At 66.4% G+C, this 24646-nt stretch carries 17 protein-coding genes; 11 read left to right on the top strand and 6 right to left on the bottom strand.

Going from position 1 to position 24646, the window contains the following annotated elements:
• Positions 1–225 precede the first annotated feature (225 nt).
• Positions 226–2208: a hypothetical protein gene (locus ACVENA_RS12395; protein ID WP_449325609.1), complete on the top strand. Its 1983-nt coding sequence runs from the start codon at positions 226–228 to the stop codon at positions 2206–2208.
• A gap of 214 nt (positions 2209–2422) precedes the next feature.
• Here the strand turns inward: ACVENA_RS12395 and ACVENA_RS12390 are convergent, their stop codons facing one another.
• Entirely contained in the window at positions 2423–4693 is a 2271-nt protein-coding gene (locus ACVENA_RS12390; RefSeq protein ID WP_449325608.1) for a TonB-dependent receptor, read from the bottom strand.
• 132 nt (positions 4694–4825) lie between these two features.
• On the opposite strand from ACVENA_RS12390, the gene ACVENA_RS12385 reads away from it, so the two are divergent.
• Positions 4826–5680 carry an SGNH/GDSL hydrolase family protein gene (locus ACVENA_RS12385; protein WP_449325607.1) on the top strand — a complete coding sequence of 285 codons (855 nt, stop codon included), beginning with the start codon at positions 4826–4828 and terminating at the stop codon, positions 5678–5680.
• On the opposite strand, the gene ACVENA_RS12380 is transcribed toward ACVENA_RS12385, so the two are convergent.
• Positions 5675–6571, bottom strand: a complete 897-nt coding sequence (locus tag ACVENA_RS12380; protein ID WP_449325606.1) for a sugar phosphate isomerase/epimerase family protein — start codon at positions 6569–6571, stop codon at positions 5675–5677. The genes ACVENA_RS12385 and ACVENA_RS12380 overlap by 6 nt on opposite strands.
• A gap of 81 nt (positions 6572–6652) precedes the next feature.
• Here ACVENA_RS12380 and ACVENA_RS12375 point away from each other — a divergent pair, with 81 nt between their 5' ends.
• From ACVENA_RS12375 to ACVENA_RS12360, 4 genes are read left to right on the top strand one after another with little or no spacing between them, the layout of a single operon-like run.
• Complete coding sequence (locus ACVENA_RS12375; RefSeq protein ID WP_449325605.1) at positions 6653–7285, top strand: TetR/AcrR family transcriptional regulator; 633 nt, start codon at positions 6653–6655, stop codon at positions 7283–7285.
• 24 nt (positions 7286–7309) lie between these two features.
• A complete protein-coding gene (locus ACVENA_RS12370) occupies positions 7310–9547 on the top strand; it encodes a beta-glucosidase (protein WP_449325604.1) in 2238 nt (745 codons plus the stop codon).
• 3 nt (positions 9548–9550) lie between these two features.
• Positions 9551–11104, top strand: a complete 1554-nt coding sequence (locus ACVENA_RS12365; protein ID WP_449325603.1) for a carboxylesterase/lipase family protein — start codon at positions 9551–9553, stop codon at positions 11102–11104.
• 22 nt (positions 11105–11126) lie between these two features.
• On the top strand, positions 11127–13250 hold the full coding sequence (locus ACVENA_RS12360) for a beta-N-acetylhexosaminidase (RefSeq protein ID WP_449325602.1): 2124 nt from the start codon (positions 11127–11129) through the stop codon (positions 13248–13250).
• Positions 13251–13292: 42 nt separating this feature from the next.
• Here the strand turns inward: ACVENA_RS12360 and ACVENA_RS12355 are convergent, their stop codons facing one another.
• Positions 13293–14588, bottom strand: coding sequence for a glycoside hydrolase family 1 protein (locus ACVENA_RS12355; RefSeq protein WP_449325601.1), 1296 nt, complete (start codon positions 14586–14588; stop codon positions 13293–13295).
• 111 nt (positions 14589–14699) lie between these two features.
• On the opposite strand from ACVENA_RS12355, the gene ACVENA_RS12350 reads away from it, so the two are divergent.
• Positions 14700–14915: a hypothetical protein gene (locus ACVENA_RS12350; protein WP_449325600.1), complete on the top strand. Its 216-nt coding sequence runs from the start codon at positions 14700–14702 to the stop codon at positions 14913–14915.
• Here the strand turns inward: ACVENA_RS12350 and ACVENA_RS12345 are convergent.
• Together ACVENA_RS12345 and ACVENA_RS12340 are read right to left on the bottom strand one after the other, a co-directional pair.
• Entirely contained in the window at positions 14870–16396 is a 1527-nt protein-coding gene (locus ACVENA_RS12345) for an amino acid permease (RefSeq protein ID WP_449325599.1), read from the bottom strand. The two genes, ACVENA_RS12350 and ACVENA_RS12345, sit on opposite strands and share 46 nt — an antisense overlap.
• A 114-nt stretch (positions 16397–16510) precedes the next feature.
• On the bottom strand, positions 16511–17269 hold the full coding sequence (locus ACVENA_RS12340; RefSeq protein ID WP_449325598.1) for a helix-turn-helix domain-containing protein: 759 nt from the start codon (positions 17267–17269) through the stop codon (positions 16511–16513).
• A gap of 174 nt (positions 17270–17443) precedes the next feature.
• On the opposite strand from ACVENA_RS12340, the gene ACVENA_RS12335 reads away from it, so the two are divergent.
• From ACVENA_RS12335 to ACVENA_RS12325, 3 genes are read left to right on the top strand one after another with little or no spacing between them, the layout of a single operon-like run.
• The gene (locus tag ACVENA_RS12335; protein WP_449325597.1) at positions 17444–18409 is read left to right on the top strand and encodes an alpha/beta hydrolase; all 966 of its coding nucleotides are present in this window, start codon (positions 17444–17446) and stop codon (positions 18407–18409) included.
• Entirely contained in the window at positions 18396–18971 is a 576-nt protein-coding gene (locus tag ACVENA_RS12330) for an FMN-binding negative transcriptional regulator (RefSeq protein ID WP_449325596.1), read from the top strand. The genes ACVENA_RS12335 and ACVENA_RS12330 overlap by 14 nt, the downstream gene beginning before the upstream one ends.
• Entirely contained in the window at positions 18968–19975 is a 1008-nt protein-coding gene (locus tag ACVENA_RS12325; RefSeq protein WP_449325595.1) for a histone deacetylase family protein, read from the top strand. Before ACVENA_RS12330 ends, ACVENA_RS12325 begins: the two co-directional genes overlap by 4 nt.
• Positions 19976–20025: 50 nt before the next feature.
• Here ACVENA_RS12325 and ACVENA_RS12320 read toward each other — a convergent pair whose 3' ends face one another.
• On the bottom strand, positions 20026–22155 hold the full coding sequence (locus tag ACVENA_RS12320) for a TonB-dependent receptor (RefSeq protein WP_449325594.1): 2130 nt from the start codon (positions 22153–22155) through the stop codon (positions 20026–20028).
• A gap of 312 nt (positions 22156–22467) precedes the next feature.
• On the opposite strand from ACVENA_RS12320, the gene ACVENA_RS12315 reads away from it, so the two are divergent.
• Positions 22468–24642, top strand: a complete 2175-nt coding sequence (locus tag ACVENA_RS12315) for a S9 family peptidase (protein WP_449325593.1) — start codon at positions 22468–22470, stop codon at positions 24640–24642.
• Positions 24643–24646: the final 4 nt, after the last annotated feature.

Genomic DNA, 24646 nt, shown 5'->3' with positions numbered 1-24646 from the left:
ACGCGGACACCGATGGTTCTGGCCGTTTGGAGGCTGTCTGCTTCGGGAGTTTTTCGTGAGCGTGGACGCGGCCGTTCATCGTCGGCCACCGCTGCAATCATCCAGAAGCTGCGGCTCACCCCGAAATTTTTGTCGCTTACGAAGCAATCTCCGAGACAGGCAAACTTCACGAGAGTGGCTGCGGATGTTACCGGGTCAAGATCACCACTATCGTGTTAGGACGACATGGATATTCGAACATTTTCGCTCGATGCCGATCTGACCGTTGCCGAAATCGATCCGGGGACTGACAGCGCCTGGCATTTTTTGCCATTCGAGGATCGCCGTGCGGAGCTAATCGCGCTCGACGAGCGATATTTGCTGGCGATCGGCAGGCGGGGTTCCAGGGACACCAGCGTCGCCATTTTCGACACAGTAAAGCAGCACCGAACCAACATTGAGACCAGCGATCGACTTAACACATACAGCAGGCCGGGCGAGGCGCACCCATGGTGCTATGCACCGACGCATCGGTCGGTCTTTGTCATCGAGTCGACTAAAAAGCGAGATTTCAACTTCCCCAATCCCGCCCAGTATCTTCGTCAACTCTCGGTCGACGGCAAGGTGAACCGAAGGATAGCGATCGCCCCGGACTTTCACGCACATGTCGTCTTGCCGCGCGACGACGGGCATATCATTTGCGTCGGCTTGAATGAGGTGGCTGTGCTCGATCCGATAAGCGCGGACGTGCGGGTCAGCACGACCGATCTGATCGCGTGGAACCATCTCCACCTCCATTGTGGTATATTGGGCTGGTTTAGTCCCGATGGACGCTGGGCTCTACGTCCGCACCTCGGCTCGGTGATCAGGTCAGGCACGCCAGCGCGCGACGAACGCCGAGTGAGGGCGTTTCTTTCGGAATTGTTTTCGCCAAAAACCTCATCCTCCCAAGAGCGGGGGGAGGGGCACCCCGACCTTGCCCGGAACAAGGGGCGCAGCTTCGGCCTCGCACTGGAACTTTTTCGTCTTGATCCACTTGGCGTCGAGCGACGGCTGGTCATCTGCTACTATTCCGAGCAAGAACTGTCCGCCGATCTCGTGGCGGTGCTTGATCCTTTGGCGGATCGGCAGGATCACAGGGCTTGGAATGGGCATGACCAACTGCTGCTGACCTGTCACGAGGATTCTCACGAAACGCGTTTGGTCAAAAGCTTCTTCGAACGGATCGACGGGATCAAGTGGGACGAGGATTGCCAAGGCTTCACCGTAGGGCTGGTCGAAGGCACGCGAAAAGTCGAATCGCGCTATTCAGGGAAGGTCAGTGTCACCGACGTCGGCTTGCGTCATGTGTCGCTGGAAGGCGATGTAGGGCAGACCATCTCAGTTCCGGGGGAACTCGAGCCGGAACCACGCCGCCCTTCAGACGAAGCGATCAATGCGATTGAGGCAATGGTTCGCGAGCGATCAAGCCACCTTGTCGAATGCGCCGGGTGGACCGGTCACGATGTAGCGAAGACGCTCATGGAGATACGCCGAAGAATCGAAGAACGCGGGCTAGATCAACTCGTCTTCGGTGAGCAGCTTCAGTTTCGGTTTCGGGTCGACAAACGGACGATCGGCGAGAAGAAATTCTTCGAGACGATCCGCAAGATGGCGGCAGCGGACATCGAGTTGATCCTGCCTGAATTGCGGCACCTCATGAGAAGCTATGGAAGCGCTGCGCGACAACTTGAAACGAACGGTTTCGGGCCGATCGCATCGGGTCCGTCCAACCATAGTCCCGGCGCCCTTTCGGAGGCGGCGCTAACCCTCGCGATGCTTGATGACACAGGTTTCGAAGTGCTTCGGGATTGGATCAGGATGATCGATCAGGAGCATGATTATTTTGCCGCCGCCATGGTTTTTCCCGCGATGGCGCGGCGCACCCGCTTTAAGACCGTCGATGCGATACGCTTCGGCCTCTGGTTTTTCATTCAGCAGTGGCAGACGGTCAAATATGAAAGAGACTATCTCGGCTTGTTCAAGGCGGCGCCCAACCTGTTCTCGCCGGCATCTTTCGCTTCTGCCGTGCTCACGGAAGCGCGGGATGTCGTCAACTTTAGCAAGGCGACTTCCGTCGAAGTCGCCATTTCAAACGTCCAACAGATGCTCGGACGAAATGCTTGGGACAGGGCGGCGTCTGCCGAGCTGGACCGGTTGGCAGCCACTCTTGACCGCAAAGCGCAGTGACCGTTCCCGGCCTGCTCCGGCTTCGACTCCGCGGGAATGACGAAGGTAAGCGTCTTTTCGGCACGCCGGCTCCATCAACCTGCTGCACGGCGCAACGCTGACCGGCATGTCTTCCGTCATCCCGGCGAAGGCCGGGATGACGATTAAGAGAGACGGATGCGTCGGCAACGCCGCTTTTGATTCAGACAGGCAGACGGAATGTCGGCAGGTCGGATCAGATGCGGAAACTCAGCGTGCCGCCGATGGTTCTGAACGCTTCGGGCATGACGATCTTGGAATAGCCGTCGGGATTGATCACACCCGCGGCATAGGGCGCATAGAAGCGCTTATCGAGCAGGTTGCGCGCATAGATGCCGACCCGCCAGCTGCCGTCCGCCGCGCCGAATCCGATGGTGCCGTTGAGCAGGCCATAGGAGGGGATTTCGGCTTTCGGATCGCCGATCACGGCCTGGGTCTTCGTGCGCCACGCCCAATTGACCGCGGCGTCGATCGCCATGTCGCCGCCGATCGCCTGCTTGTAATCCGCGCGCAGGATATACGACCATTTCGGCGCATTGGGCAGGCGGAAGCCGCGATAATTGGCGACGGTCGTCGTCGTGCCGGGAACGACGTAACAGCCCTCGCCGACCACCGGCGACATCGGCTGGCCCGGATAGCATTGCCCGTCATAGTCGCGGAACGTCGCGTCATTATATGATCCGCTGGCCGAGAGGCGCAGCGCCGGGGTCACGCGAAACCCCGTTTCGACCTCGATGCCGCGCGCGCGCAGCAGCCCGGCGTTCGACAGGTAAAAGGCCGGCGGGGTGATCGTGATGTCGAAGGTCTGGGCCTGGAAATTGCGATAGTTCGACCAATAGGCGGCGATGTTGAAAGTGCCTTTCCCGTCGAGAAAGCTGCTCTTGAGGCCGATTTCCCAGCTCTTCACCGTTTCGGGGCGGACCTCGCGAATGATGCCCGCCGTGCCGTCGATCGCCGGGCCCTTGAAGCCCGTCGACCAGGTCGCATAAAGCATCAGGTCGCGGCTGGGTTCGAACTGCACGCCGACCTTGCCCGACACATTATCGGCCTTCACCGTGCCGTCGTAATCGGGAAGCACGCTGAGCGCGTAGGCCGGGAAGGGCAGCTTCGACACGACGAGCGTCCCGTGGTTCCGGTCGTTGGTGTAGCGAAGCCCGCCGATCAGCTTGACGGCGTCGGTCAGCGCGAAGGTGACATTGCCGAAGGCGGCGAGGCTGCGCACCTTGTTCGTCGCGTCGCGGCGGCCGCCGCCGACCACGACGGGCACCCCGAACAGGCCGTAATAGTTGCCATATTGGGTCGCGTAGCCGCCGTTCTCGGTCTGATAATAATAGAGGCCGAGCACATATTCGAGGCGCTGGCCGCCGGGCGAGGTAAGGCGAAGCTCCTGCGTGAACTGATGGCTGTCGACGCCGCCGTCGCTGTTGTTGAAGACGTTCGCGGGCGAGGCGTCGATGTCGGAGAGCTGGAGCGTCTTGAGCTTTCGGTAAGCGGTGATCGAGGTCAGCGTGTGATCGCCGATGCCGGCGTTGATTTCGAGCGAACCCGCGTAGAGCGAGGTGTCCGCGGTCCAGTCGCCATCCATATAGCTTTTATAGACGTTCGGACCCGGCTTTTCGGCAAAGCCGGCAAATTGCGAATTGAACAGGGCGCTGGTTCCGAGCGACTGGATGATCTGGCCGTCGCGCGCGAAGGCGGTCTGATATTCGCCCGACAGGAGGAAGGAGAGATTGTCCGACGGCTCCCAGAGCAGCTTGGCGCGGATGCCGTTGTTGCGGCGGTCGCCCACCGCGCGTCCCGGCGTCAGCACATAGGGGATCGCGCCGTCCTGTCCGTTGCTGTAGCCCGACAGGCGCAGCGCGAGGGTCTGGCCGAGCGGAATATTGGCGCTGGCCTGCACGACGCGGTCGTTGCGCTCGCCATATTTGAGATCGAGCGAAAAAGAGGCATCGTCCATGCGCGGCTTTTTCGTGACGACCTGGATCACCCCGGCGCTCGAATTCTTGCCGAACAGCGTGCCCTGCGGGCCGCGCAGCACTTCGATGCGTTCGATGTCGGCAAAGCCGGTCGAACCGGGGTCGCGCGACAGGCCGATGACGACCCCGTCGATCACCAGGCCGACGGTCTGTTCGACGCCGCTGTCATAGGTCTGGGTGCCGACGCCGCGGATCTGGTAGCCGCCGCCGTTCGACACGGGATTGGTCGCGGAGAAGGTGATGTTCGGGGCGAGATACTGGATGTCGCTGACTTCCTTCAGCCCCGACTGCGCCAGGCTTTCCGCCGAGACCGCGGTCACCGACAGCGGGACATCCTGCAAGCGCTCCTCGCGCCGCGTCGCGGTGACGATGATCTCGTCGCCGGTCGCCGCCGCGCCGGGCTCCGCGTCCTGCGCCCATAAAGGTGTCGCAGGCAGCGCGACCGCCGCAACCGAAGCGAGCCAAATGCGCCGCGCGCCAAATCGAACCATGATAACCTCCCCAACAAGGCGCTCGCGGCGCCGATGCCGCTTGATAGGCCTGTAAGATAAAAGCAGTCAAGACCGCTTGTAAGTTGTTGCCCGGGTGATAGGATGATGCGGTGATATGGGGAGGAATGTTTCATGAAATCTTTTGTTTTCATGCCGTTGGTTCTGGCTTCGACCCCGCTTGCGGCCGCGGGGCCCGTGCCTGCGGTCGGCGTCCTGGCCGATCCCTGCGCGGCCTTGCCGCCGATGCCCGCGATCGTCGCCGATTATCTGGCGCGTGCGCAGACCGCGCTCGCGGCGGGCGAGCCGCTGCCGCCGCGTTCGGAGGAGGGCATGGCTATCTATACGAAATGGCAGCAGGATTTGCTGCTCGCCGACTTTGCGGGCGAGTGCCGTTACGCCGCCGCGAATCGCGATCTGCCGCCCGCGACCCCGAACCGGACGGTCTTCCTCGGCGATTCGATCACCGAATTATGGCTGCGCGAACAGCCGGACTTCTTCACTGGCGACCGCATCGATCGCGGGATCAGCGGCCAGACGACCACCCAGATGCTCGCGCGCTTTCGCGCCGATGTGATCGATCTGAAGCCGCGCGTCGTCCATATCATGGCGGGCACCAACGACATTGCCGGGAACGGCGGGCCGACGTCGCTCGACCGGATCGAGGCGAATATCCGCACGATGATCGACCTGGCCGAAGCGCACGGGATCGAGGTGGTGCTGGGCTCGGTGCTGCCCGCGCGGCGTTTCGACTGGCGGCCCGACATCGCGCCGGTCGAAGCGATTACGGCGCTGAACGAACGGCTTCGGGCGCTCGCCACGGAAAAGAAGCTGGTCTTCGCCGACTATCATGCCGCGCTCGATGACGGCGGGCAGGGGCTGGCAAAAGCGCATTCCGAAGACGGCGTTCACCCGAACGCCGCGGGCTATGCCGTCATGCGCCCGGTCGCCGAGCGCGCGCTGGCGTCGGCGGCGCGCACGGCATCATAGGCGGCCGAGGTGACGATAGGCCGAACGGATGGCGGCGATCACCTGGTCCGCCGGGGTCTCCTCCTCTTCGATGAAGGCGTAGCGAACGCCCGCTGCGGTCATCGCCCGCATCACGGCCGCGAAGTCGACGACGCCTTCGCCGATCGGCGCGGTCGGCGGAATGCGGTCGACCGCCGGCTCGATGGGGCCGCGCCAATCCTTGAGATGCGCCAGGCTCGCGCGGCGGCCGAGGCGTTCGAGATAGGGGAGCGGATCAACCCCGGCAGCAATGGTATTGCCGACGTCGAGTTCGAAATCGACGAACGCGGGGTCGCAGCGTTCGATCATGTCGTCGAACGCATAGCGTCCGTCGAAGCGCAGGAAATCGAGGCCGTGGGTGTGGTAGGCGAAGCGCATTCCGGCGCTTTGGACCTTGCCGCCGATGGCATTGAAGCGGTCGGCGGTGCGCAGGAAGTCATCGCGCGTCAGCGCGGCGATCGCGTCGCGAAAAGGGTTGTCGGACTTGCCGACCAGCGCCCGGTAGGCCGGAACGAGCGGCACCGGCGCGACGGCATAATCCATGCCGATCCCGGCGCATTGCGCGATCAGCCGATCGATCTCCGCATCGTCCATGTCGGCGCGCAGCGCATGGGCGCCGACCGCGACGAGGCCGTTGTCGGCCAGCGTCCTGCGAATGGCGGCGGCGTCCCGGTCATAGAAGCCCGCGAATTCGACATGGCGCACCCCGGTCGCGGCAATGGCGGCCAGCGTCGCTTCGAAATCCTTCGCGAGCAGCTCGCGCGCCATGTAGAGCTGAACCCCGATGACCGGCCTGGGCGAAGCCGCAACGGCTCCCTTGGGAAGCATCGCCGCGGCCGCGGCGGCGGCAAGAAAGTGACGGCGTTCGATCATCGCGTGCTCCTTTATGCTTGTCATGATCCTATGGCGCACATATGTTACGGTCAATACTGCTTGTAAGTGTGGAGTGGATGGATGGCCGAGAAAGTGCGCCGACGGACACAGGCGGAAAGAAGCGCAGGCACGCGGGACGCGTTGCTGACGGCGGCGATCGATGCGCTGCACGCGCATGGCTATGCGGCGGCGTCGACGATGCTCGTCGCCGAAAAGGCGGGGGTCAGCCGGGGGGCGATGCTCCACCAGTTTCCGACCAAGGCCGATTTGATGACCTTTGTGGTCGAGGCGGTCTTCGAGCAGGAAGTGCGGCACTATCGCGACTATCTGAAAGGCATCGACGATCCGCAGCAGCGGCTGCTCGCCTATCCCGACATGGCGTGGGAGGTTCTGAGCCGGCCGTCGGGCGTCGCGGTGCTCGAGATATTGCAGGGTTCGCGCAGCGACCCCCAGCTTTGCGAGAAGCTTGCGCCGGTCCAGGCGCGGATCGAACGCGAAGCGCTGGATTTCACGCACCTTGCCGCACCGGGGGATTCGCGCGGTGCGATGGCGCTGATGCGGCTCGTCGTCTGGGCGATCCGCGGCCTGTCGGTCGCGCAGGTTCTGGCCCCCGCACCGGGCAGCATCCGCGATTCGGTGAAGGTGCTCAAGCGATTGATGGAGGCGGGCCTCCAGACCGGCGTCCTGTCGGTAGAGCCGGAAAAAACCACATAACAGGAGAGGGAAATGGGACGCGCCATGTCCACCGCCATCATGGCGGTTGCCACGATTATTGCCACGCCGGTGACGGCCAAACAGGCGGACGGAATGACCAAGCAGCAGGAAAAAGCGGCGGACGATCGCGCCGTGGCGATCGTCGATGCGATGACGCTCGACGAGCAGATGTCGCTGACCAAATCGGTGTCGGGCGGCAGCCTGCTCGACCTCGGCATTCCGCTGCCGCCCTTCATTCCCGAAGCGATGCGGCAGCCGAAGCCCGAGGGCGCGATCGGCACCGCCGGTTTCGTGCCCGCGGTCGAGCGTGTCGGCTTCCCTGCGCTCCATCTCGCCGATGCGAGCCTGGGGGTTGCCGACATCGGCTATCTGCGTCCCGGCCAGCAATCGACCGCGCTGCCCGCGACGCTGTCGCTCGCGGCGACCTTCGATCCCGCGATGGCGCGCGAGGCGGGGCGGCTGATCGGCGCCGAAGCCTTTGCAAAGGGCATCAACGTGATGCTCGCCGGCGGCGTCAATCTGGCGCGCGAACTGCGGAACGGGCGCAACTTCGAATATCTTGGCGAGGATCCGCTGCTCGCGGGAGCGCTCGTCGGCGAACAGATCGCCGGGATACAGGACCGCCACGTCGCCTCGACGATCAAGCATTTCACGCTGAACCCGCAGGAGAGCGGGCGCTTCGTCTATGACGCGCGGATCGACGAAGCGGCGCTGCGCGAATCCGATCTGCTGGCCTTCGAGATCGGCATCAAGCGCGGCCGGCCCGCATCGGTCATGTGCGCCTATAACAAGGTGGGCGGCACCTATGCGTGCGAGAATGCCCATCTGATGCGCGATGTGCTGAAGGGCGACTGGGCCTATCCGGGCTGGGTCATGTCCGACTGGGGCGCTGTGCACAGCCTTGCGCCGTCGATCGCGGCGGGGCTCGACCAGCAGTCGCCGCAGGACAAGGATTATTTCGCGGACCTCCCCGCCGCCGTGAAAGCGGGTCAGGTCGAAGCGGCGCGGGTGCGCGACATGGCGCTGCGCATCGTCCGTTCGATGGCGCGGGTCGGGGCGCTCGACCATCGCGCGGCGCCGGGCGGCGCGATCGACCGCGAAGCGCATAGCGCGCGGGCGCAGGCGATGGCCGAGGCGGGGATGGTCCTGCTCAAGAACGACGGCATCCTTCCGCTCGCGGCGACGGCGAAGTCGATCGTCGTTATCGGCCGCCACGCCGACAAGGGCGTGCCGATCGGCGGCGGATCGTCGCAGGTCATCCCGTGGGGCGGCGTCTATCGCGACGCGCCCGGCGCCAATCCGCTGTCGGCGCTCCTCGCGCCGAGCTATGGGCTCTCCTCGCCGCTGAAGGCGCTCGAGGCCGCGTTGCCGGGCGTAGCGATCAGCTTCGACGACGGCAGCGATGCGGCGCGCGCGGCCGACGCGGCGAAGACGGCCGATCTGGTCGTCATCTATGCGGTCAAGCCCGAGATGGAGGGTATCGACCACGCCGATTTCTCGCTCCCCGATGGACAGGATGCGATGATCGATGCCGTCGCCTCCGCCAATCCCCGGACGGTCGTCGTTCTTCAGACGGGCAATCCGGTTGCCATGCCGTGGCTCGACAAGGTCGGCGGGGTGCTCGAAGCCTGGTTCTCGGGTCAGCGCGGGGGCGAGGCGATGGCAGCGATCCTGACCGGGAAAAGCGCGCCGCAGGGACGGCTGCCGATCAGCTTTCCGGCCAGCGCCGAGCAGCTTCCGCACAAGACGGTAGTGGGATACGACCCGGCAAAGCAGCGTCCGCTGGGGATCGGGGTTCAATATGATCCCTTCCCGATCGACTATGTCGAGGGGAGCGACATCGGCTATCGCTGGTTCGAGCGGACCGGCGCGAAGCCGCTTTTTCCCTTCGGTTACGGGCTGACCTACACCAGCTTCGATTATGGCGGCCTGGAGTCTCGCGGCGGCAGCACGCTGAGCGTCACGGCGCGGATCACCAATACGGGGACGCGCGAAGGGACCGAGGTCGCGCAGCTCTATGTCGCGGCGCCGGGCCGTACGCATCGACTGGCGGGCTGGGCAAAGGTCAGCCTCAAGCCCGGCGAAAGCCGCGTCGTGACGATCGACGCCGATCCCTGGCTGCTTCTGTCCTATGACGCCGCCGCCGGGCGCTGGACGCGGCCGCAGGGCGACTATCGCTTCTTCGTCGGCAAATCGGCGGGCGAGCCGATGCTGACCGGCAGTGCGGTCCTGAGCGCCGCCGCCGAAGACCGGGCGCGCTGACCCGTGCGGGGCTTGTCTATCGCGGTCTTGCTGTTCGCGGCGATCGCCGTGCCTGCGGCCGCGCAGGAGGTTGCGACCGCCGAGGGCCGGGTGAGCGGAGCGTCCGAAGAGGGCGCCGAGGTCTTCAAGGGCGTGCCGTTCGCCGCGCCGCCGGTCGGCGACCTGCGCTGGCGGCCGCCGCAGCCCGTCACCCCCTGGCAGGGCGTGCGCGCGGCGACGCGGTTCGGGCATAACTGTATGCGACCGGCGGCCGATCCGGCGTTCGAGCCGTCGGAAGACTGCCTTTACCTGAACGTCTGGCGCCCGGCCGGCGCGTCGGTCCGAAAGCGGCCGGTGATCGTCTGGATCCATGGCGGCGCCTTCGTGTCGGGGTCGAATGTGCCGGCCGAGGCCTCGGGCGCCGCTTTTGCGCGCGACGGCGTGATCTTCGTCGCGCCGAATTACCGGCTGGGGCGCTTCGGCTTCTTCGCGCACCCGGCGCTGTCCGCCGAGCGGCCCGACGAGCCGAAGGGCAATTACGGCTATCTCGACCAGATTGCGGCGCTGCAATGGGTGAAGCGCAATATTGCCGCGTTCGGCGGCGATCCGGACAATGTGACGATCATGGGGGCATCGGCGGGCGGCGAGTCGGTGCTCGCGCTGGCGGCCTCCCCGCTCGCGCAGGGCCTGTTCCGGCGGGTGATCGCACAGTCGGGCGGCGGGCGCACCCAATTGCTCGGCGCGCAGATGCTGGCGGCGGATAGCGAAGCGCATCCTTCGGCCGAGAAGATCGGGGTTGCCTTTGCCGCGAGCGTTGGCATCGAAGGGGCCGACGCGGCGGCGCTGGAAAGGCTGCGCGCGCTGCCGGCCGAAAAGATCGCGGGCAATCTGACCGCGCTCGGCATGTTGTTCCTCGGCGAGCGGAGCCGCTTTTCGGGGCCGATCGTCGATGGCCGTATCGTCACCGCGCAACCCGCCGAAGCGCTGAAAGCCGCACCATCGCTGCCGATGATCGTCGGATCGGACGAGGCCGACCTCGGCCTCAATCGCTCGCCATCGAAGGATGCGGCCTTCGCGGCGTTCGGACCGCGCGCGGCCGAGGCGAGCGCCGCCTATGATCCCGCCGGCACCGCGACGCTCGACGACGTCAACGGCATGATCGGCCGCGACCGGACGATGATCGAGCTCGCGCGGCTCGTCGCGCGCACGATCGCGGCGAACGGCAAACCCGCCTGGCTGTTTCGCTTTTCCTACGTCGCCGAAGCGCAGCGCGGCAAGCCGACCAAGGGCGCCGAACATTCGAGCGAGGTCGTCTATACGTTCGACACGCTGGGCGCGCTGCTGGGCGACAAGGTGAGTGCGACCGATGCGGAGGTCGCGTCCACGATGCATCGTTATTGGGTGAATTTCGCCCGCACCGGCGACCCCAATGGCGCGGGCCTGCCGTCGTGGACGCCAGTTACCGCAGCCGCCGACCCGCTGCTGGACTTTCAGGCCGATGGGCGGGCGGTGGTCAAGGCCGATCCGTGGAAAGCGCGCCTCGATGTGACCGAGGCGCAGGCCGAAGCCGCGAACTGATCGAACAAAGGGGAATGCGGGGATGAGATATTTTGGAGCACTGGTGGCCGCGCTGGTCGCATTCCCCTGTCATGCGGCGCCCGCGCTGATGCCGCTGCCGGTGTCGGTGGTCCCGAACGGCACCGGGGTGCTGCGGGTCGAAGGGCCGCTGAAGGCCGAATGGCAGGGGTGCGGCGATGCGGCGGCGCTCGGCCGCGCCGCGGCCCGGCTGGGCAGCGACGTGCTGCGGCAGACGGGGCTGATCCTCGATCCCGCGAAGCCGGTGCCGGTGCGCGCGACCTGCCGGTCGGCGCAGGACGGCGCCGATCGCGGCGAAGCCTATCGCCTGACCGTGGAGAGCGGGGGCGTCGTCATCGATGCCGACGGCCCCACCGGCGTGCTGCGCGCCTATGCGACCCTGCGGCAACTCGCGGGGCTTTCGCCGTCGGGCATCGCCATTGCGCATCAGACGATCGCCGACGCACCGCGCTTTGCCTGGCGCGGGGTGATGCTCGATCCCGCGCGGCATTTCCTGTCGGTTGCGACGCTCAAGCGGCAGATCGACGCGATGGAGCGGCTGAAGTTCAATACGCTTCACCTCCACCTGTCGGACGATCAGGGCTTTCGCGTCGAAAGCCGGCGCTATCCGAGGCTCAACGCCGACGGTGAATTTTATCGGCAGTCCGAGATTCGCGACCTTGTCGCCTATGCGGCCGATCGCGGTATCCGCATCGTTCCCGAATTCGACGTCCCCGGCCACAGCCGTGCGTTCGTCACCGCCTATCCCGAGGTCGGCACCGTTTCGAAGACGATGTTTCTCGGCCAGCCCGAGGTCGCGCTCAACCCGGCATCGGAGAAGACCTACCGCTTTCTGGAGCGTCTGTTCGGCGAAATGGCGCCGCTGTTTCCCGACCCGCATTTCCATATCGGCGGCGACGAGGTTTCCCGGACGGTCTGGGCCGATGCGGAGGATGTGAAGGCGCTGATGGCGCGCGAAAATCTGGCCGACAGCAAGGCGGTCGAGGCCTATTTCCTGCGCCGCGCGGCGGCTATCGTGCGCCGGCTCGGCAAGACGGTCATCGGATGGGAGGAAGTGTCGGACGCGGGACTCCCCAAGGACAGCATCGTCCAGGCCTGGCAGACGTCGAACGCGATGGCGGACGCGACCGCGAAGGGGCAGCCGACGATCATGTCGGCGGGCTATTACCTCAACCTGCTGATGCCCGCGGGCTATCATTACGGCATCGACCCCGCGGCGACCGCCGCGGCCGGGCTGACGCCCGACCATGCCGAGGCGCTGCGCGGGCTTTCTCCGCTGCTTGCGAATGTCGTGACCGACGCGCTGGTCGACTTTCCGCGCGCGCCGCTGTCGGCCGAGCAGGAAAAATGGCTGATCGGGGCCGAGGCGCCGCTGTGGGGCGAGATCGCGACCGACGAGCTGATCGACCATCATCTGTGGCCGCGCGCCGCCGCGCTGGCCGAGCGATTCTGGTCGCCGGCCAGCACGACCGACACCGCCGACATGTACCGCCGGCTCGCGGTGGTGTCGGCGCAGCTCACCGTCAGTGGGCTCGACGATCGGGCGAACCGGCAGCGGATCGCCGCCCGGATCGCGCCCGACGACGATGGCGCGGTCGCCGGTCTGCTGGCGATCACCGGGCCGGTCCGTAACATGGCGCACGACCATCGCATCAAGGCGATGCTCGCGGGCCAGCGCATCGTCCAGCCCCTGAACGCCCTTGCCGACGCAGCACCGGTCGACAGCCTTGTCGCGCGGCGGTTTGCAGAGGAGGCGATGCGCTATGTCGGCGGCGAGCGCGCGCTCGGTGCGCCGCTGCGCGCGCGGCTCAGCGATTGGCGGGATATGGAAGCGCGCTTCACGGCGCTCGCGGCCGGCAACCCTATGCTGGAGCCGGCGCGTCCGACCGCTGCCTCGATCGCCGCCGCCGCTGCTGCCGGTCTCGACGCGCTCGACGCGTTGGAGGCAGGGAAGCCGTTGCCCGCCGCGCAGGCGCAAAAGGCGAAGGACCTGCTGGCGCGACTGGAAGCGGAGGAAGCGGCCTCGTGGCGGCCGTTCGATTCCTTCCTGCGCCCGCAGCCCGCCGCCGACCTGATCGTGAAGATCGGCCCGGGGGTCAGCGCGCTGGTGGACGCCGCCGCCCGATAGCGGGTGCGGCACCGGCGTCGCGCCGGTGCCGCACCCCGTCGATCAGGCGAGCCCGCCGCGTTTAGCGATGGCGCCGAGGAAGCGCGCCGAGGGTTTCGGAATACGGCGGAACGTCCCGGGCTCGACCGCTACCAGGCCGAATTTCGGCCGATAGCCGGCAACCCATTCCCAATTGTCGAGCAGCGACCAGTGGATATAGCCGCGCAGGTCGATGCCGTCGGCAAGGCAGCGTTCGACCCCCGCCACGGCGCCTTCGATATAGGCGATGCGGCGCCGGTCGTCCTCGGTCGCGACGCCATTCTCCGTCACGTAGAGCGGGCGGTCGGTGCGGCCCGCGACCAGCCGGATCGCGCCCTCGATGGCGCCCGGGGTGAAGGCATAGCCCATTTGCGTGACCTCGATGCCCGGCGCGGGCGGAACGTCGGCATCGGGCCCGACTTCGCCGCCGGTATAGGTCTGGATGCCGACGAAATCGCCCGGCGCGGCGAGCCAGCGGTCGAGCATCTCGGCCTGTTTGCGCTTCAGGCCGCGGTCGTCGCCACCGGCGGCGGTGTCGGCGGGAATGGCCAGCGACAAGCCGATGGGGAAAGCGGCCCCGGCGGCACGCATTGCCGTAATCGCCTGCGTGTGAGCAGCGACGATGCCGTCATATTGGCGGTCGCCCGCGAGCATCGGGCTCGACCAGTTCGGGGCATTTTGCGCGACACCCGCCGCTTTCTGCGCAGCCTCGATATAGGGGCGGTATTGTTCGGACAGCCCGCTCCAGCGGACCACGGTCGCGAGATTGGGTTCGTTGAAGGTGATCGCGAGATGAATCCTGTCGCCCATATGCTGGACGACACGCGCGCAATGGGCGGCGAACGCCTCGACGTTGGCGGGATCGGCAAAGCCCCCGCTCGCGGCGACCCAGCGCGGGACGGTGAAATGGCTGAGCGTGACGACCGCCTTCATCTTGCGGCGTTCGCAGGATTCGAGAACGCGCCGGTAATAGGCGAGGCTGGCTTCGGAAATCTGCCCGCGCTCGGGCTCGATCCGCGCCCATTCGATCCCGAAGCGATGAGTGTTGAAGCCGAGCGATGCGGACAGCGCGATGTCTTCGTCGAAGTGGTGATAGACGTCGCAGGCGTCGCCCGACTTGTCCGCGAAAATCGGCGGCACGACATGCTCCATGACCCACAAATCGCTGGCGACGTTCGCGCCCTCGACCTGATAAGCGGCGCCGGCCGTGCCCCACAGGAACCCGGCGCGCCCTTTGCCGGGTGCGGCCGTCGCCGGTCCGGCCATCAGCACCGCCCCTGCCGCGCTGCCGGCCATGCCCAGAAAGTCACGACGTTCCATATACCCTCCACTTACGGTCAATTCAGACTGTAAATGGATGGTTTGCCGATGGGAAGCAAGGAAAATCGGGGCGCCCCGGGGGGGCGGCAGGCGGGGAATGCGAAATCGGCTGTGCCGCGGCGGCTCGAGCGGGACGGGGTCAGCGTGACCTATCTCAACTATGCCTCGCTCAGCCACAGCTTCCTCAACTGGTCGGGGCTGGTCGACGACGCGCGCCACGCCGCGACGGTGACCGCCGCGCTGTTCGGCGATGCGATCCGCAGCCGCGACGCCGCGGCGCTTCAAACATCCAGGGGAGCGCCTCCCGCCGTGCGCGGGCGGCCATAGAAAAGATAGAGCGCGGCGCCCGCGGCGATATAGCTTCCCAATATCGCCGCGGGAATCCACTCGCCGGAGGCCGCCTTCAACGCGATGTCGGTCAGCACCGGGGCGCCCATCAGGACGCACGAGAGCAGGGCGAGCACCGGTACCGTCCCGATCCACCGCCCGCGCAGGCGAACGCCGCCGAAGGGGACGCGAAAGGGCCGCGGCAGGTCGGGGTGGCTGTTGCGCAGCACGATCACCGCGATCGCGACGGTCATGAAGACGCACAAGGTGCCGAGGCTGACGAGGTCGGCGAGCAGCGATATCGGCAGGACCGCCGCCGCCGCCGCCGAAATCGTCGCGACCGAGATCGTCGCGGCGACCGGGGTGCGATAGCGCGCATGCAGCCGGGCGAGCGCGGGGGGCAACAGCCCGTCGCGGGCGATGGCATGACAGATGCGCGACTGGGCATAGGTGTTGACCAGCAGGACCGAGCCGAGGCCGGCGAGCGCCCCCACCTTGATGACCACCGCGAAGACCGGCATGCCGATCGCGTTCACCGCGATCGCGATCGGATCGGGAACGTCGAGCGCGCGATAGGAGACGATGCCGGTCAGCGTCAGAGCGACCGCGACATAGAGCAGGGTGCTGGCGATCAGCGCGCCGACGATGCCGATCGGGACGTCGCGTTGCGGCCGGCGCGCCTCGGCCGCCGCCGCCGCCACCGCCTCGAAACCGAGATAGGAGAAGAAGAGGATCGACGCGGCGCGGAACACGCCCTCGACCCCGAAGCGGAAGCCGCCTTCGTTGGCGGGGATGAAGGGCGTGAGGTTCGCCGCATCAATGTGGCGTGCGCCGACGATCACGAACCCGGTCAGCACGCCGATCTTGACGACGACGAGCAGCGCGTTGATCGCCGCCGAATGGGCGACGCCGCGGATCACAACGAGCATGGCGGCGACAAGCGCCGCCACCGCGACGAGGTTAAGGCCGCCGCTGACCGCGAAGGACATCCCGTCGGGGGCCGCGACGGCCAGCAGCCACGGCGTCGCGGCCGCCTTGGGGACGATCAGGCCGAAATCGCCGAGCAGGCTGGTGAAATAGCCTGAGAAGCCGACGGCGAGCGCCGACCCGGCGAGGCCGAATTCGAGCATCAGCATCCAGCCCAGCCCCCAGGCGAACCCCTGGCCGAGCACCGCATAGGCATAGGAATAGGAGGCGCCCGAGGCGGGCAGGACCGACGCCAGTTCGGCATAGCAGAGGCAGACGAGCAGACAGGCGAAGGCCGCGATGACGAAGGACAGCGCGACCGCCGGCCCGGCATGGTGCGAGGCCGCGGTCCCGGTCATCACGAAGACGCCCGCCCCGACGATGCAGCCGACCCCGATCATGACGAGCTGGAACGGCCCCAGCGTCCGGTGCATCGCCGCCGTTTCGCATTCGTGCCGGATCGCCTCGACCGACTTGCGCCGCGACGGCGCCTTGCCCGATGGTGCCTCGCCCATTGTCTTCCTCTCCCGCAGGGATTGCGGAAGCGAAGATTATGCGGCCCGCCCTGGCCGGCGCCAGCGAACGGGCGGAATATCGTCGGGAACGGGCGCTATTGCAGAGAAAGGGCGCTATTGCCTCAGATACTGGCTCGGTGGAACGCCGAAGGCGCGGCGGAACATTGCGGCGAAGCCGCTGGGGCTGTCGTAGCCGACGTCATAGGTGACGCGGGTGATCGAGGCGCCCGCCGCGAGCATCGACAGCGCCTCCATCAGCCGCACCTGCTGGCGCCATACTGCAAGGCCCATTCCCGTTTCCTGTTTGAAGCTGCGCGTGAAGGTCCGGCGTCCCATCGCGGCGAGCCGCGCCCAGTCGTCGATGTCGCGCGGGTCGGCGGGATCGGACAGGATGGCGTTGCAGACGCGCAGGAGGCGCGGGTCGGTCGGCATCGACACCTGATAGGGGGCGTTGGGCATCCGCGCGATCTCGTCGAGCAGCAGCTCGACGATGCGTCCCTCGCGCCCGCCGATGTCGTAGAGCGGGGGGAAATCCACAACCTCGAGAATCAGCGATTTCACGAGGTTCGACACTTCGAACACGCGGCATATGCGGTCGCGGTCGCTGGCACTGTTCGGCAGATAGAGCGTCCGCAGCGAAACCGGGCCGCGGCACGCGACCTCGTGCTTCATTCCGGCGGGAAGCCAGATCGCGCGCTGCGGGGGGATGACGAAGCTGGTTTCGGGGGTCCGCACCGACATGACGCCGGTCGAGGCATAGAGGATCTGGATATGATCGTGGCTGTGCATCGGATCGATATATCCCGCGGGATATTCGTCCTGCAGCGCCATCACCGGCCGCGCCGTCCGCAGGATGTCGATGCTGTGCTTCATGGCCCAATTCCCACATATGTTGGCTAAGCCTATCTTACAGGCCAGAGCCGCTTCTGGCCAGATGCGGCGGCGGCAATGGCCTGACCCGCGCGGTGATTGGCCCGATCGGGCGATAGGGGCACGATCGCGGGCGCTATCAGCCGGAGGAGCAGCAAAGCGGAGAGGAAAATCCATATGCCCGATGGCTTGAGCGTGGCGCAGGGCGACCGGGTCGACGCCGATGTCCGGCGCTTCGTCGACGGGATCGCCGCCGCTTATGCCGAGCAGGGCGCGTCCGCCGGAGGCGGCCTGACGGAGCGCCGCGCGATCGCCGAGCGCGTGCGCCGCCCGTGGCGCGAGGGTGGCCCGATCATGGCCGAAAGCGTCGATATGGACATGGACGGCATCCGGCTGCGCCTCCACCGGCCGATCGCGGGCGAGAAGCTGCCCGTCATGCTCTATATCCACGGCGGCGGCTGGGTGCTGTTCAGCGTCGATACGCACGACCGGCTGATGCGCGAATATGCGGCGCGCGCGGGCATCGCGGTGATCGGGATCGATTACAGCCGGGCGCCCGAAAGCAAATTTCCCGTCGCGCTGGAGGAATGCGCCGCGGCGCTCGACTGGATCGCGGCGCGGGCCGAGGCGTTGAATCTCGACGCCGATCGCATCCTTGTCGGCGGCGATTCGGCGGGCGCCAATCTGTCGGTGGCGACCTGCCTGCTCCGGCGCCAGCGCGGCCAGTCGGTGCCCGCAGGGATGCTCCTCAACTACGGCGCCTTTGCACCCGAGCACACGCCGAGCTATGCCCGGTTCGGCGATGGCAGCTATTCGCTGGAGGCCGACGAGATGGACGCTTTCTGGACCGATTATGTCGATGGGCCCGAACGCTTCGCCGACCCGCTGGTGGCGCCGCTGCGCGCTGACCTGACGGGGCTGCCGCCGACCTTCATGGCGATCGCCGAATGCGACATATTGGCCGACTGCAACCATGCGTTCGCGTCGCGGCTCGGCGAAGCGGGGGTGCCCGTCCGCGCCGTCACCTATGCGGGGGCGACGCACAGTTTCCTCGAGGCGGTATCGATCGCGCCGCTTGCCGCGCGCGCCTTCGACGAGCAAGCGGCGTGGATAAGGGAGATCGTCGGGAATGATTCGCTGTGAACCCAGAGAAGCGGCCGATGTCGCGCGGCTGATTGCCGACTATCCGCTGGCCTGGGCCGTTTCGCGCGCGTTTCATGCGAGCCCGCTGCCACTGATCGCCGAAACCGATGCCGACGGCCGCGTTACCGCGCTTTTCGGCCATTGCGGGCGGCGCAATCCGCTGGTGTCCGATTTCGCCGCCGACCGGCGCGGGCTGGTCCTGTTCAACGGGCCGCAAGGCTATGTCTCCCCGTCGCTGCTGTCGCAGCCAGACTGGGCGCCGACCTGGAATTATGCGGTGCTGCGCTTTGTCGTCGATGTCGATATCGTCGAAGACGAGACGCGCGATGCAATCGATCGGCTCGCGGCGCACCTCGAGGGCGATCGCTGGTCGACCGATCGGGTCGGACCGCGCCGCGAGACCTTGCTGCAGCACATCGTCGCCTTTCGCGCGCACGTCGTGTCGGTCGAGACCGGCTTCAAGCTGGGACAGGACGAAAGCCGTACGGGTTTCGCCGAAATCGTCGCGGGCCATCCCGACCGCACGCTTGCGGCGTGGATGGAGGAACAGGCGCGGCCGTGAAACTTTTCTTCGACGAACGCCAGACTGCGCACGCGCCGCTTCGCGAACTGCACAACGGCGACTGGGTGCCGTTCGCCGAAAATGTCGAGCGGCCGCGCTCGATCGTCGCCGCGCTGGACGATTGGCAGCCGGTGCGCGATTTCGGCATGGCGCCGCTGCTTGCGGTGCATGACGCCGATTATCTGGACTTTCTGGAGCGCGCGCATCGCGGCTGGATAGCCGCGGGGCGGAGCGGCGACGCGATCGGCTACACCTTTCCGATCCGCCGCCGCCGTCCGCTCGGCTTCGGCCGGATCGATGCCGAACTCGGCGCTTACAGCTATGATGCCGGCACCCCGATCGCCGAAGGAACCTGGCTGTCGGCCTATTGGTCGGCGCAGGGCGCGCTGACCGGGCTCGACCATCTGGCGACGAGCAGGGAGGCGCATGCGTTCGTGCTCTGCCGCCCGCCCGGCCATCATGCCGGGCGCGATTATATGGGCGGCTATTGCTACCTCAACAATGCCGCGATCGCCGCGCGCGCGGCGCAGGCGCGCGGGCTGGGGCCGGTGGCGATCCTCGACATCGATTATCACCACGGCAACGGCACGCAGGACATCTTCTACGCAGACGGCGATGTCTTCTTCGCCTCGATCCACGCCGATCCGCGCACCGACTATCCCTTTTACTGGGGCCATGCCGACGAGCGCGGCGAGGGGGCGGGCGAGGGGACGACGCTCAATCTGCCGCTGCCGCGCGGCACCGACGGCGCGGCCTATCGCCCGGCGCTCGACACGGCGCTGACCGCCATCGCGGATTGGGGTACGAAGCTGCTGATCGTCTCGTTCGGCGCCGACACCCACCGCAGCGACCCGATTTCGAGCTTCGCGCTGGAGCGCGAGGATTATGGCGAACTGGCGCGGGCGATCGGGGGACTGGGCGTTCCGGTGCTGATCGTGATGGAGGGCGGCTATGCCGTCGGCGATCTCGGCGCCAACGTCGCGGCGTTTCTTTCCGGCTTCTGAAACAGAAAAAGGCCGCCCCGCCAATCCGGCGGGGCGGCCTCTCTACGCGCTTAGTTCAGGCTGAAGCGAACCGTCGCGCCGATCGTGCGCGGCCGTTGCACCGACCCGGCGAACGAGAAGGGGGCGTTAAGGATGCCATATTGGTCGAACAGATTCTTCGCGAACAGCCCGACCTCGATCCGATCGGCGACGGTGATCGACGCGTTCAGGTCGACGATGTGATAATCGCCCTTTTCGAGCGTCGCTCCGAAGGCAACCGGCGCGCCCGACATATAGCGGTGCGACAGGTTGAAGCGAGGTTTGAGCGGCGCGTCGGGGAAGGTCAGATCGACCGAGTTGGACAGTATCCACTCCGACGCGCCCGGCAGGCGGCTGCCCTTCGCATAGCCGCCGCCCGGCGCGAAGCTGTCGGGCAGCAGCGTCGACAGGCGGGCGTCGTTATAGGAGACGTTCGACGCGAAGGTCAGGTTGCGCGTCGGGCGCAAGGTCAGGCTGAGCTCGACGCCATCGACGTCGGCGCCGCCGCCGTTCACCGTATAGGCGTTGAAGTCGACCGGCGTGAACAGCCGCGCCTGGATGTTGTTCCAGTCGATATGATAGACGGTGATATCGGCGGTGAGCGTCTTGTCGATCAGGTCGAAGCGCGATCCGATTTCGTAATTCTTCGTCGTGTCGCTCGCAAAGGTCAGCGGCAGGCCGGGAACCGCGGCCGCATAGACGTTGATGCCGCCGATGCGGAAGCCTTCCGAATAGAGGGCATAGATCATCGCGTTGTCCGACGGCTTCCAGGTCAGCGAGACCTTCGGGATGAAGTCCGAATCCTTGCTGGTCCCCGGCGCGAAGTCGAACGGCGCGATCAGATTGGCGTTCGGCAGATATTGCAGCCGCGGGCTCGACCGATATTCGAACAGACGTCCGCCGACGGTCAGTGTCAGCGTGTCGACGATGTCGAACGAGGCTTCGCCGAAGATCGCCTTTTCGGTCACGCGATTGCTGCTGACCGTCCGCGTCGCGAGGTCGCCGGGCGCGAGCGTGTCGCCCGGCTGCCCGTCGAACTCGCCCGGATTGGCGTCGATATAGTCGGCGATCCCCTCGATATAGGTGCCGTCGGTGTTGGCCGACCGGAGGCGCGTGTAGTTGGCGCCGATCAGCCAGCGAAAGCGGCCGCCGTCGGGCGAGGCGAGGCGAAGCTCGGCATAGTCGGTCTTCGACTTGCCGACGCTGCTCGCGAGTTCGGGGGTGTTCGTACGCGGGTCGTTGCCGCCGAAGATCGAATTGTCGAACGCAAGGTTCGCCTTCTTCTCGGTGTGGCTACCGATCGCGGTCAGCGTCGCGAAGCCGAGATCCTGTTCCAGTTTCAGGCTGTGGAGCATGAAGCTGGTATCCTGGAACTCGGCGACGTTGGTCGCGCGGTCGAAGGTCTTGGGCGGGCCGAAGAGCACATAGGTCTGATCGTCGAGATCATATTCCTGATACATGCTGAGCGCCGAGATCGTCGTCGTCTCGGTCGGGGTGAAGACGATCGAACCGCGCAGGCCGCGCACGCGCAGGTCGTTGCTGCCGTCCTTGCCGAGTAGCGTGTTGTCGAGATAGCCGGCGTCGACGCGTTGCAGCGCGACGAGGCGCACCGCGAGTTTGTCGGTCACGATCGGCAGGTTGACCATCGCTTTCGCGGCATAATTCACCTCGCCCGCGCGCCGGGTCGACGACAGGTCACCCTCGAAACCGAGGTCGAAACGGCTCGGGTCGGCCTCGTTGACGACATAGTTGACGGCACCGCCGAGCGACGAAGAGCCGAAGAGCGTTCCCTGCGGGCCGCGCAGCACCTCGACGCGATTGACGTCGAAGCTGTCGACGTCGGGAATGACCAGCGGGAAGCCGGGCTCGATCAGCGGCACCTGGTTGAGATAATAGCCCGTCGTCGCCTGGTTCGCCTCATGATAGGTCGAGGAGGCGATGCCGCGGATCACGACTTCGGACACGCCGGGCTGATAGTCGTTGAAGACGACGCCCGGAACGCGGGTGATATAGTCGGACAGGCTTTGCGCGTTGATCTTCTGCAGCGTCGCTTCGCTGACCGCCGAGATCGATCCCGGAACGTCGCGGACCGACTGTTCGCGCTTGGTCGCGGTGACGACGATTTCGCTGTCGTCGGTACCCGCCGCTGCATTTTGCGCCATCGCGGCCGATGTCTGCCCAAGGGCAAGCAAGGAAATGCCACAAACAACCGCGCCCTTAACCGATGCAAAGGACATTTTCGCCTCCCTCTTGGTAGAAAATTCCAATCGTGACGCTACCAGCTTCCCGGATCGTGTCGGCGAGGGTCGGGCCATTATATCATCCTATCGGGCCAGCGATCTATTGTATGCGGCGCCGTGGCGGGTGCGGATTTGCCCGATGGATGGATTGCGCGGCCTGATCGCCGCTGACAGGCCGCCAGCGTTCCATAAGCTGCGCCAGATACGAGAGTGCGGCACGGGAAGGGTCGAGTCATGGGCAAAGCGGATTTCGGGCGGCGGCGGTTTCTGGGGGCTTCGGTCGCCATCGCCGCGCTGGTGGCGGGGCCGCTCGTGCGGGCGGCGGAAAAGGCGCGGCGCCTGGCCGGGCGCTGGCCCGCCATCGCGGCGCCGCAACCGCCGCGTATTTCGCACGAGATCGTCCAGCTCGGCCGCAAGCGTGACGATGTCTATAGCTGGATGAAATTCATTCCCGCCAAGGGCGAGCGCACGCGGACCAACCTGCCGAAACCCGTCGCCGCGATGCTCGCGGCCGAGAGCGGCTATGCCGAGGCGATGCTGGAGCCGCTTGCGGACCTGCGCGGGGAACTGGCCGCGGCGATGCTCGCCCGCTCGGCGGGCGCGATCGCGGCGCCGCCGCTCGAACGCGACGGCTGGACCTATTCCTCCGCCGTCCCGCCGGGCGCGGTCCACGCCGTCTACAGTCGCCGCAAGGGCGGCGGTGCCGAGGAAATTCTGCTCGACGAAGCGACCCGCGCCGCGGGGCAGCCCTATTTCCGCAGCACCGGGCATCAGCCGAGCCCCGACCACCGCTGGTTCGTCTGGGCCGAGGATGTGATCGGCAACGACCGCCACCGCATTTGTATCCGCGACAATCGCGACGGGAGCGTCCGCACCCTCGTCGACAAGGATGCCTATGGCTATGGCGGGCTCGTCTTCGGTCCGTCGTCCGAGTGGGTCTTCTGGATCTGGCGCGACGCGCGCAATCGTCCGACCCGCCTCTATCGCACCGCGGTCGACGGCAAGGCGACCGAACTCGTCTATGAGGAGCACGACCCCGCGATCTTCATGGGCGTCCGGCGCACCGCCGCGGACGGTTTCGTCGCGCTGACGCTGTCGGGGCCCGACACCGCCGAGGTCCGCCTGATCCGCGCCGGCGCCGAAAGCGCAGAGCCGGTGGTCGTCTGGCCGCGCCGGCCGGGCGTGCTCTACGACATCGACGAATGGAATGGCGATCTGGTCGCGACGACCGATGCCGACGATGCTTTCGACGGGAAGCTGCTGCGCCTCGATGCCGGGGATTTCAGGGTCAAGAGCGTGCTCGTCCCGCACCGGCCGGGGACGCCGATCCTGTCGGTCCACCCCTTTGCCAGGGGGCTGGTCCGGCTCGAGCGGATCGACGGTCAGCACAGCGTTGCGATCCTGCGCGCCGACGGCAGCGAAAGCCGCGTCGCCTTTCCCGATCCCGCCTATGCGATCGAGGTGCCCGCCGAACAAAGCTATGGCGCGGCGGATGTGCTGATCGTCCACCAGTCGCCCAAATCGCCGCGGCGCTGGATCAAGGTCGGTCTGTCCGACGGCCGCCAGACGGTCGTGCAGCAACAGGCGGTCGCCCATTTCGACCCCGACGATTATGAGGTCGAACGGCTGTTCGCGCCCGCGCCCGACGGCGAGATGGTGCCGATCACCCTGTTGTCGCGGCGCGGTGCGCCGAAGGACGGCAGCACGCCGCTGCTCCAATATGGCTATGGCGCCTATGGCGTGCCGAGCGATCCCGAATTTTCGATCCCCGCGCTGGCGCTGGTCGATCGCGGTTGGCGCTACGCGATCGCGCATGTGCGCGGCGGATCCGAAAAGGGGCGGCGATGGTTCCTCGGCGGGCGCAAGTTCACCAAGCGCAACAGCTTCACCGATTTCGTCGCCTCGGCCGAATATCTCGGCCGCGAAGGCTATACGGCGCCGGGCCGCGTCGTCGCTTTTGGCCTGTCGGCCGGCGGGCTGCTTGTCGGGGCGAGCATGAACATCGCGCCGACCCTGTGGGGCGGGGTGATCGCGAAAGTGCCCTTCGTCGACATGCTCAACACGATGAGCGACGCGAGCCATCCGCTCGTTCCGCTGTTCCGCCCCGACTGGGGCGACCCGCTCGCCGACCCGGCGGCCTATGATTATATCGCGTCGATCTCGCCCTATGAGAATGTGCGCGCCGCCGCCTATCCGCCGCTGCTTTGCACCGCGGGTCTCAAGGACGACCGTGTGTCCTATTGGGAGCCCGCGAAGCTGGTTGCCGAGGTGCGTTACCGGTCGACCAGCGGCAATCCCGCGATGCTGCTGACCAATATGGACAGCGGCCATCAGGGGAGCGGCGACCTCAAGAGCGAATATGCCGAGGCGGCGCTGTTCTGGGCCTTTGCGATGCGCTGCGTGGGGTGACGCG

The organism is Sphingopyxis sp. 550A, assembly GCF_053569535.1.
The sequence above is the reverse complement of the archived record's forward strand: the minus strand, read 5'-3'. Positions and strand labels throughout refer to the sequence as shown.

What these genes read in the sequence shown, in the direction of transcription:
- ACVENA_RS12360 (WP_449325602.1), top strand. Translation starts at nt 11,127, where the DNA reads ATGAGATATTTTGGAGCACTGGTGGCCGCGCTGGTCGCATTCCCCTGT.
- ACVENA_RS12340 (WP_449325598.1), bottom strand. Translation starts at nt 17,269, where the DNA reads ATGAAGCACAGCATCGACATCCTGCGGACGGCGCGGCCGGTGATGGCG.
- ACVENA_RS12330 (WP_449325596.1), top strand. Translation starts at nt 18,396, where the DNA reads ATGATTCGCTGTGAACCCAGAGAAGCGGCCGATGTCGCGCGGCTGATT.
- ACVENA_RS12345 (WP_449325599.1), bottom strand. Translation starts at nt 16,396, where the DNA reads ATGGGCGAGGCACCATCGGGCAAGGCGCCGTCGCGGCGCAAGTCGGTC.
- ACVENA_RS12380 (WP_449325606.1), bottom strand. Translation starts at nt 6,571, where the DNA reads ATGATCGAACGCCGTCACTTTCTTGCCGCCGCCGCGGCCGCGGCGATG.
- ACVENA_RS12395 (WP_449325609.1), top strand. Translation starts at nt 226, where the DNA reads ATGGATATTCGAACATTTTCGCTCGATGCCGATCTGACCGTTGCCGAA.
- ACVENA_RS12390 (WP_449325608.1), bottom strand. Translation starts at nt 4,693, where the DNA reads ATGGTTCGATTTGGCGCGCGGCGCATTTGGCTCGCTTCGGTTGCGGCG.
- ACVENA_RS12355 (WP_449325601.1), bottom strand. Translation starts at nt 14,588, where the DNA reads ATGGAACGTCGTGACTTTCTGGGCATGGCCGGCAGCGCGGCAGGGGCG.
- ACVENA_RS12375 (WP_449325605.1), top strand. Translation starts at nt 6,653, where the DNA reads ATGGCCGAGAAAGTGCGCCGACGGACACAGGCGGAAAGAAGCGCAGGC.
- ACVENA_RS12335 (WP_449325597.1), top strand. Translation starts at nt 17,444, where the DNA reads ATGCCCGATGGCTTGAGCGTGGCGCAGGGCGACCGGGTCGACGCCGAT.
- ACVENA_RS12320 (WP_449325594.1), bottom strand. Translation starts at nt 22,155, where the DNA reads ATGGCGCAAAATGCAGCGGCGGGTACCGACGACAGCGAAATCGTCGTC.
- ACVENA_RS12370 (WP_449325604.1), top strand. Translation starts at nt 7,310, where the DNA reads ATGTCCACCGCCATCATGGCGGTTGCCACGATTATTGCCACGCCGGTG.
- ACVENA_RS12385 (WP_449325607.1), top strand. Translation starts at nt 4,826, where the DNA reads ATGAAATCTTTTGTTTTCATGCCGTTGGTTCTGGCTTCGACCCCGCTT.
- ACVENA_RS12315 (WP_449325593.1), top strand. Translation starts at nt 22,468, where the DNA reads ATGGGCAAAGCGGATTTCGGGCGGCGGCGGTTTCTGGGGGCTTCGGTC.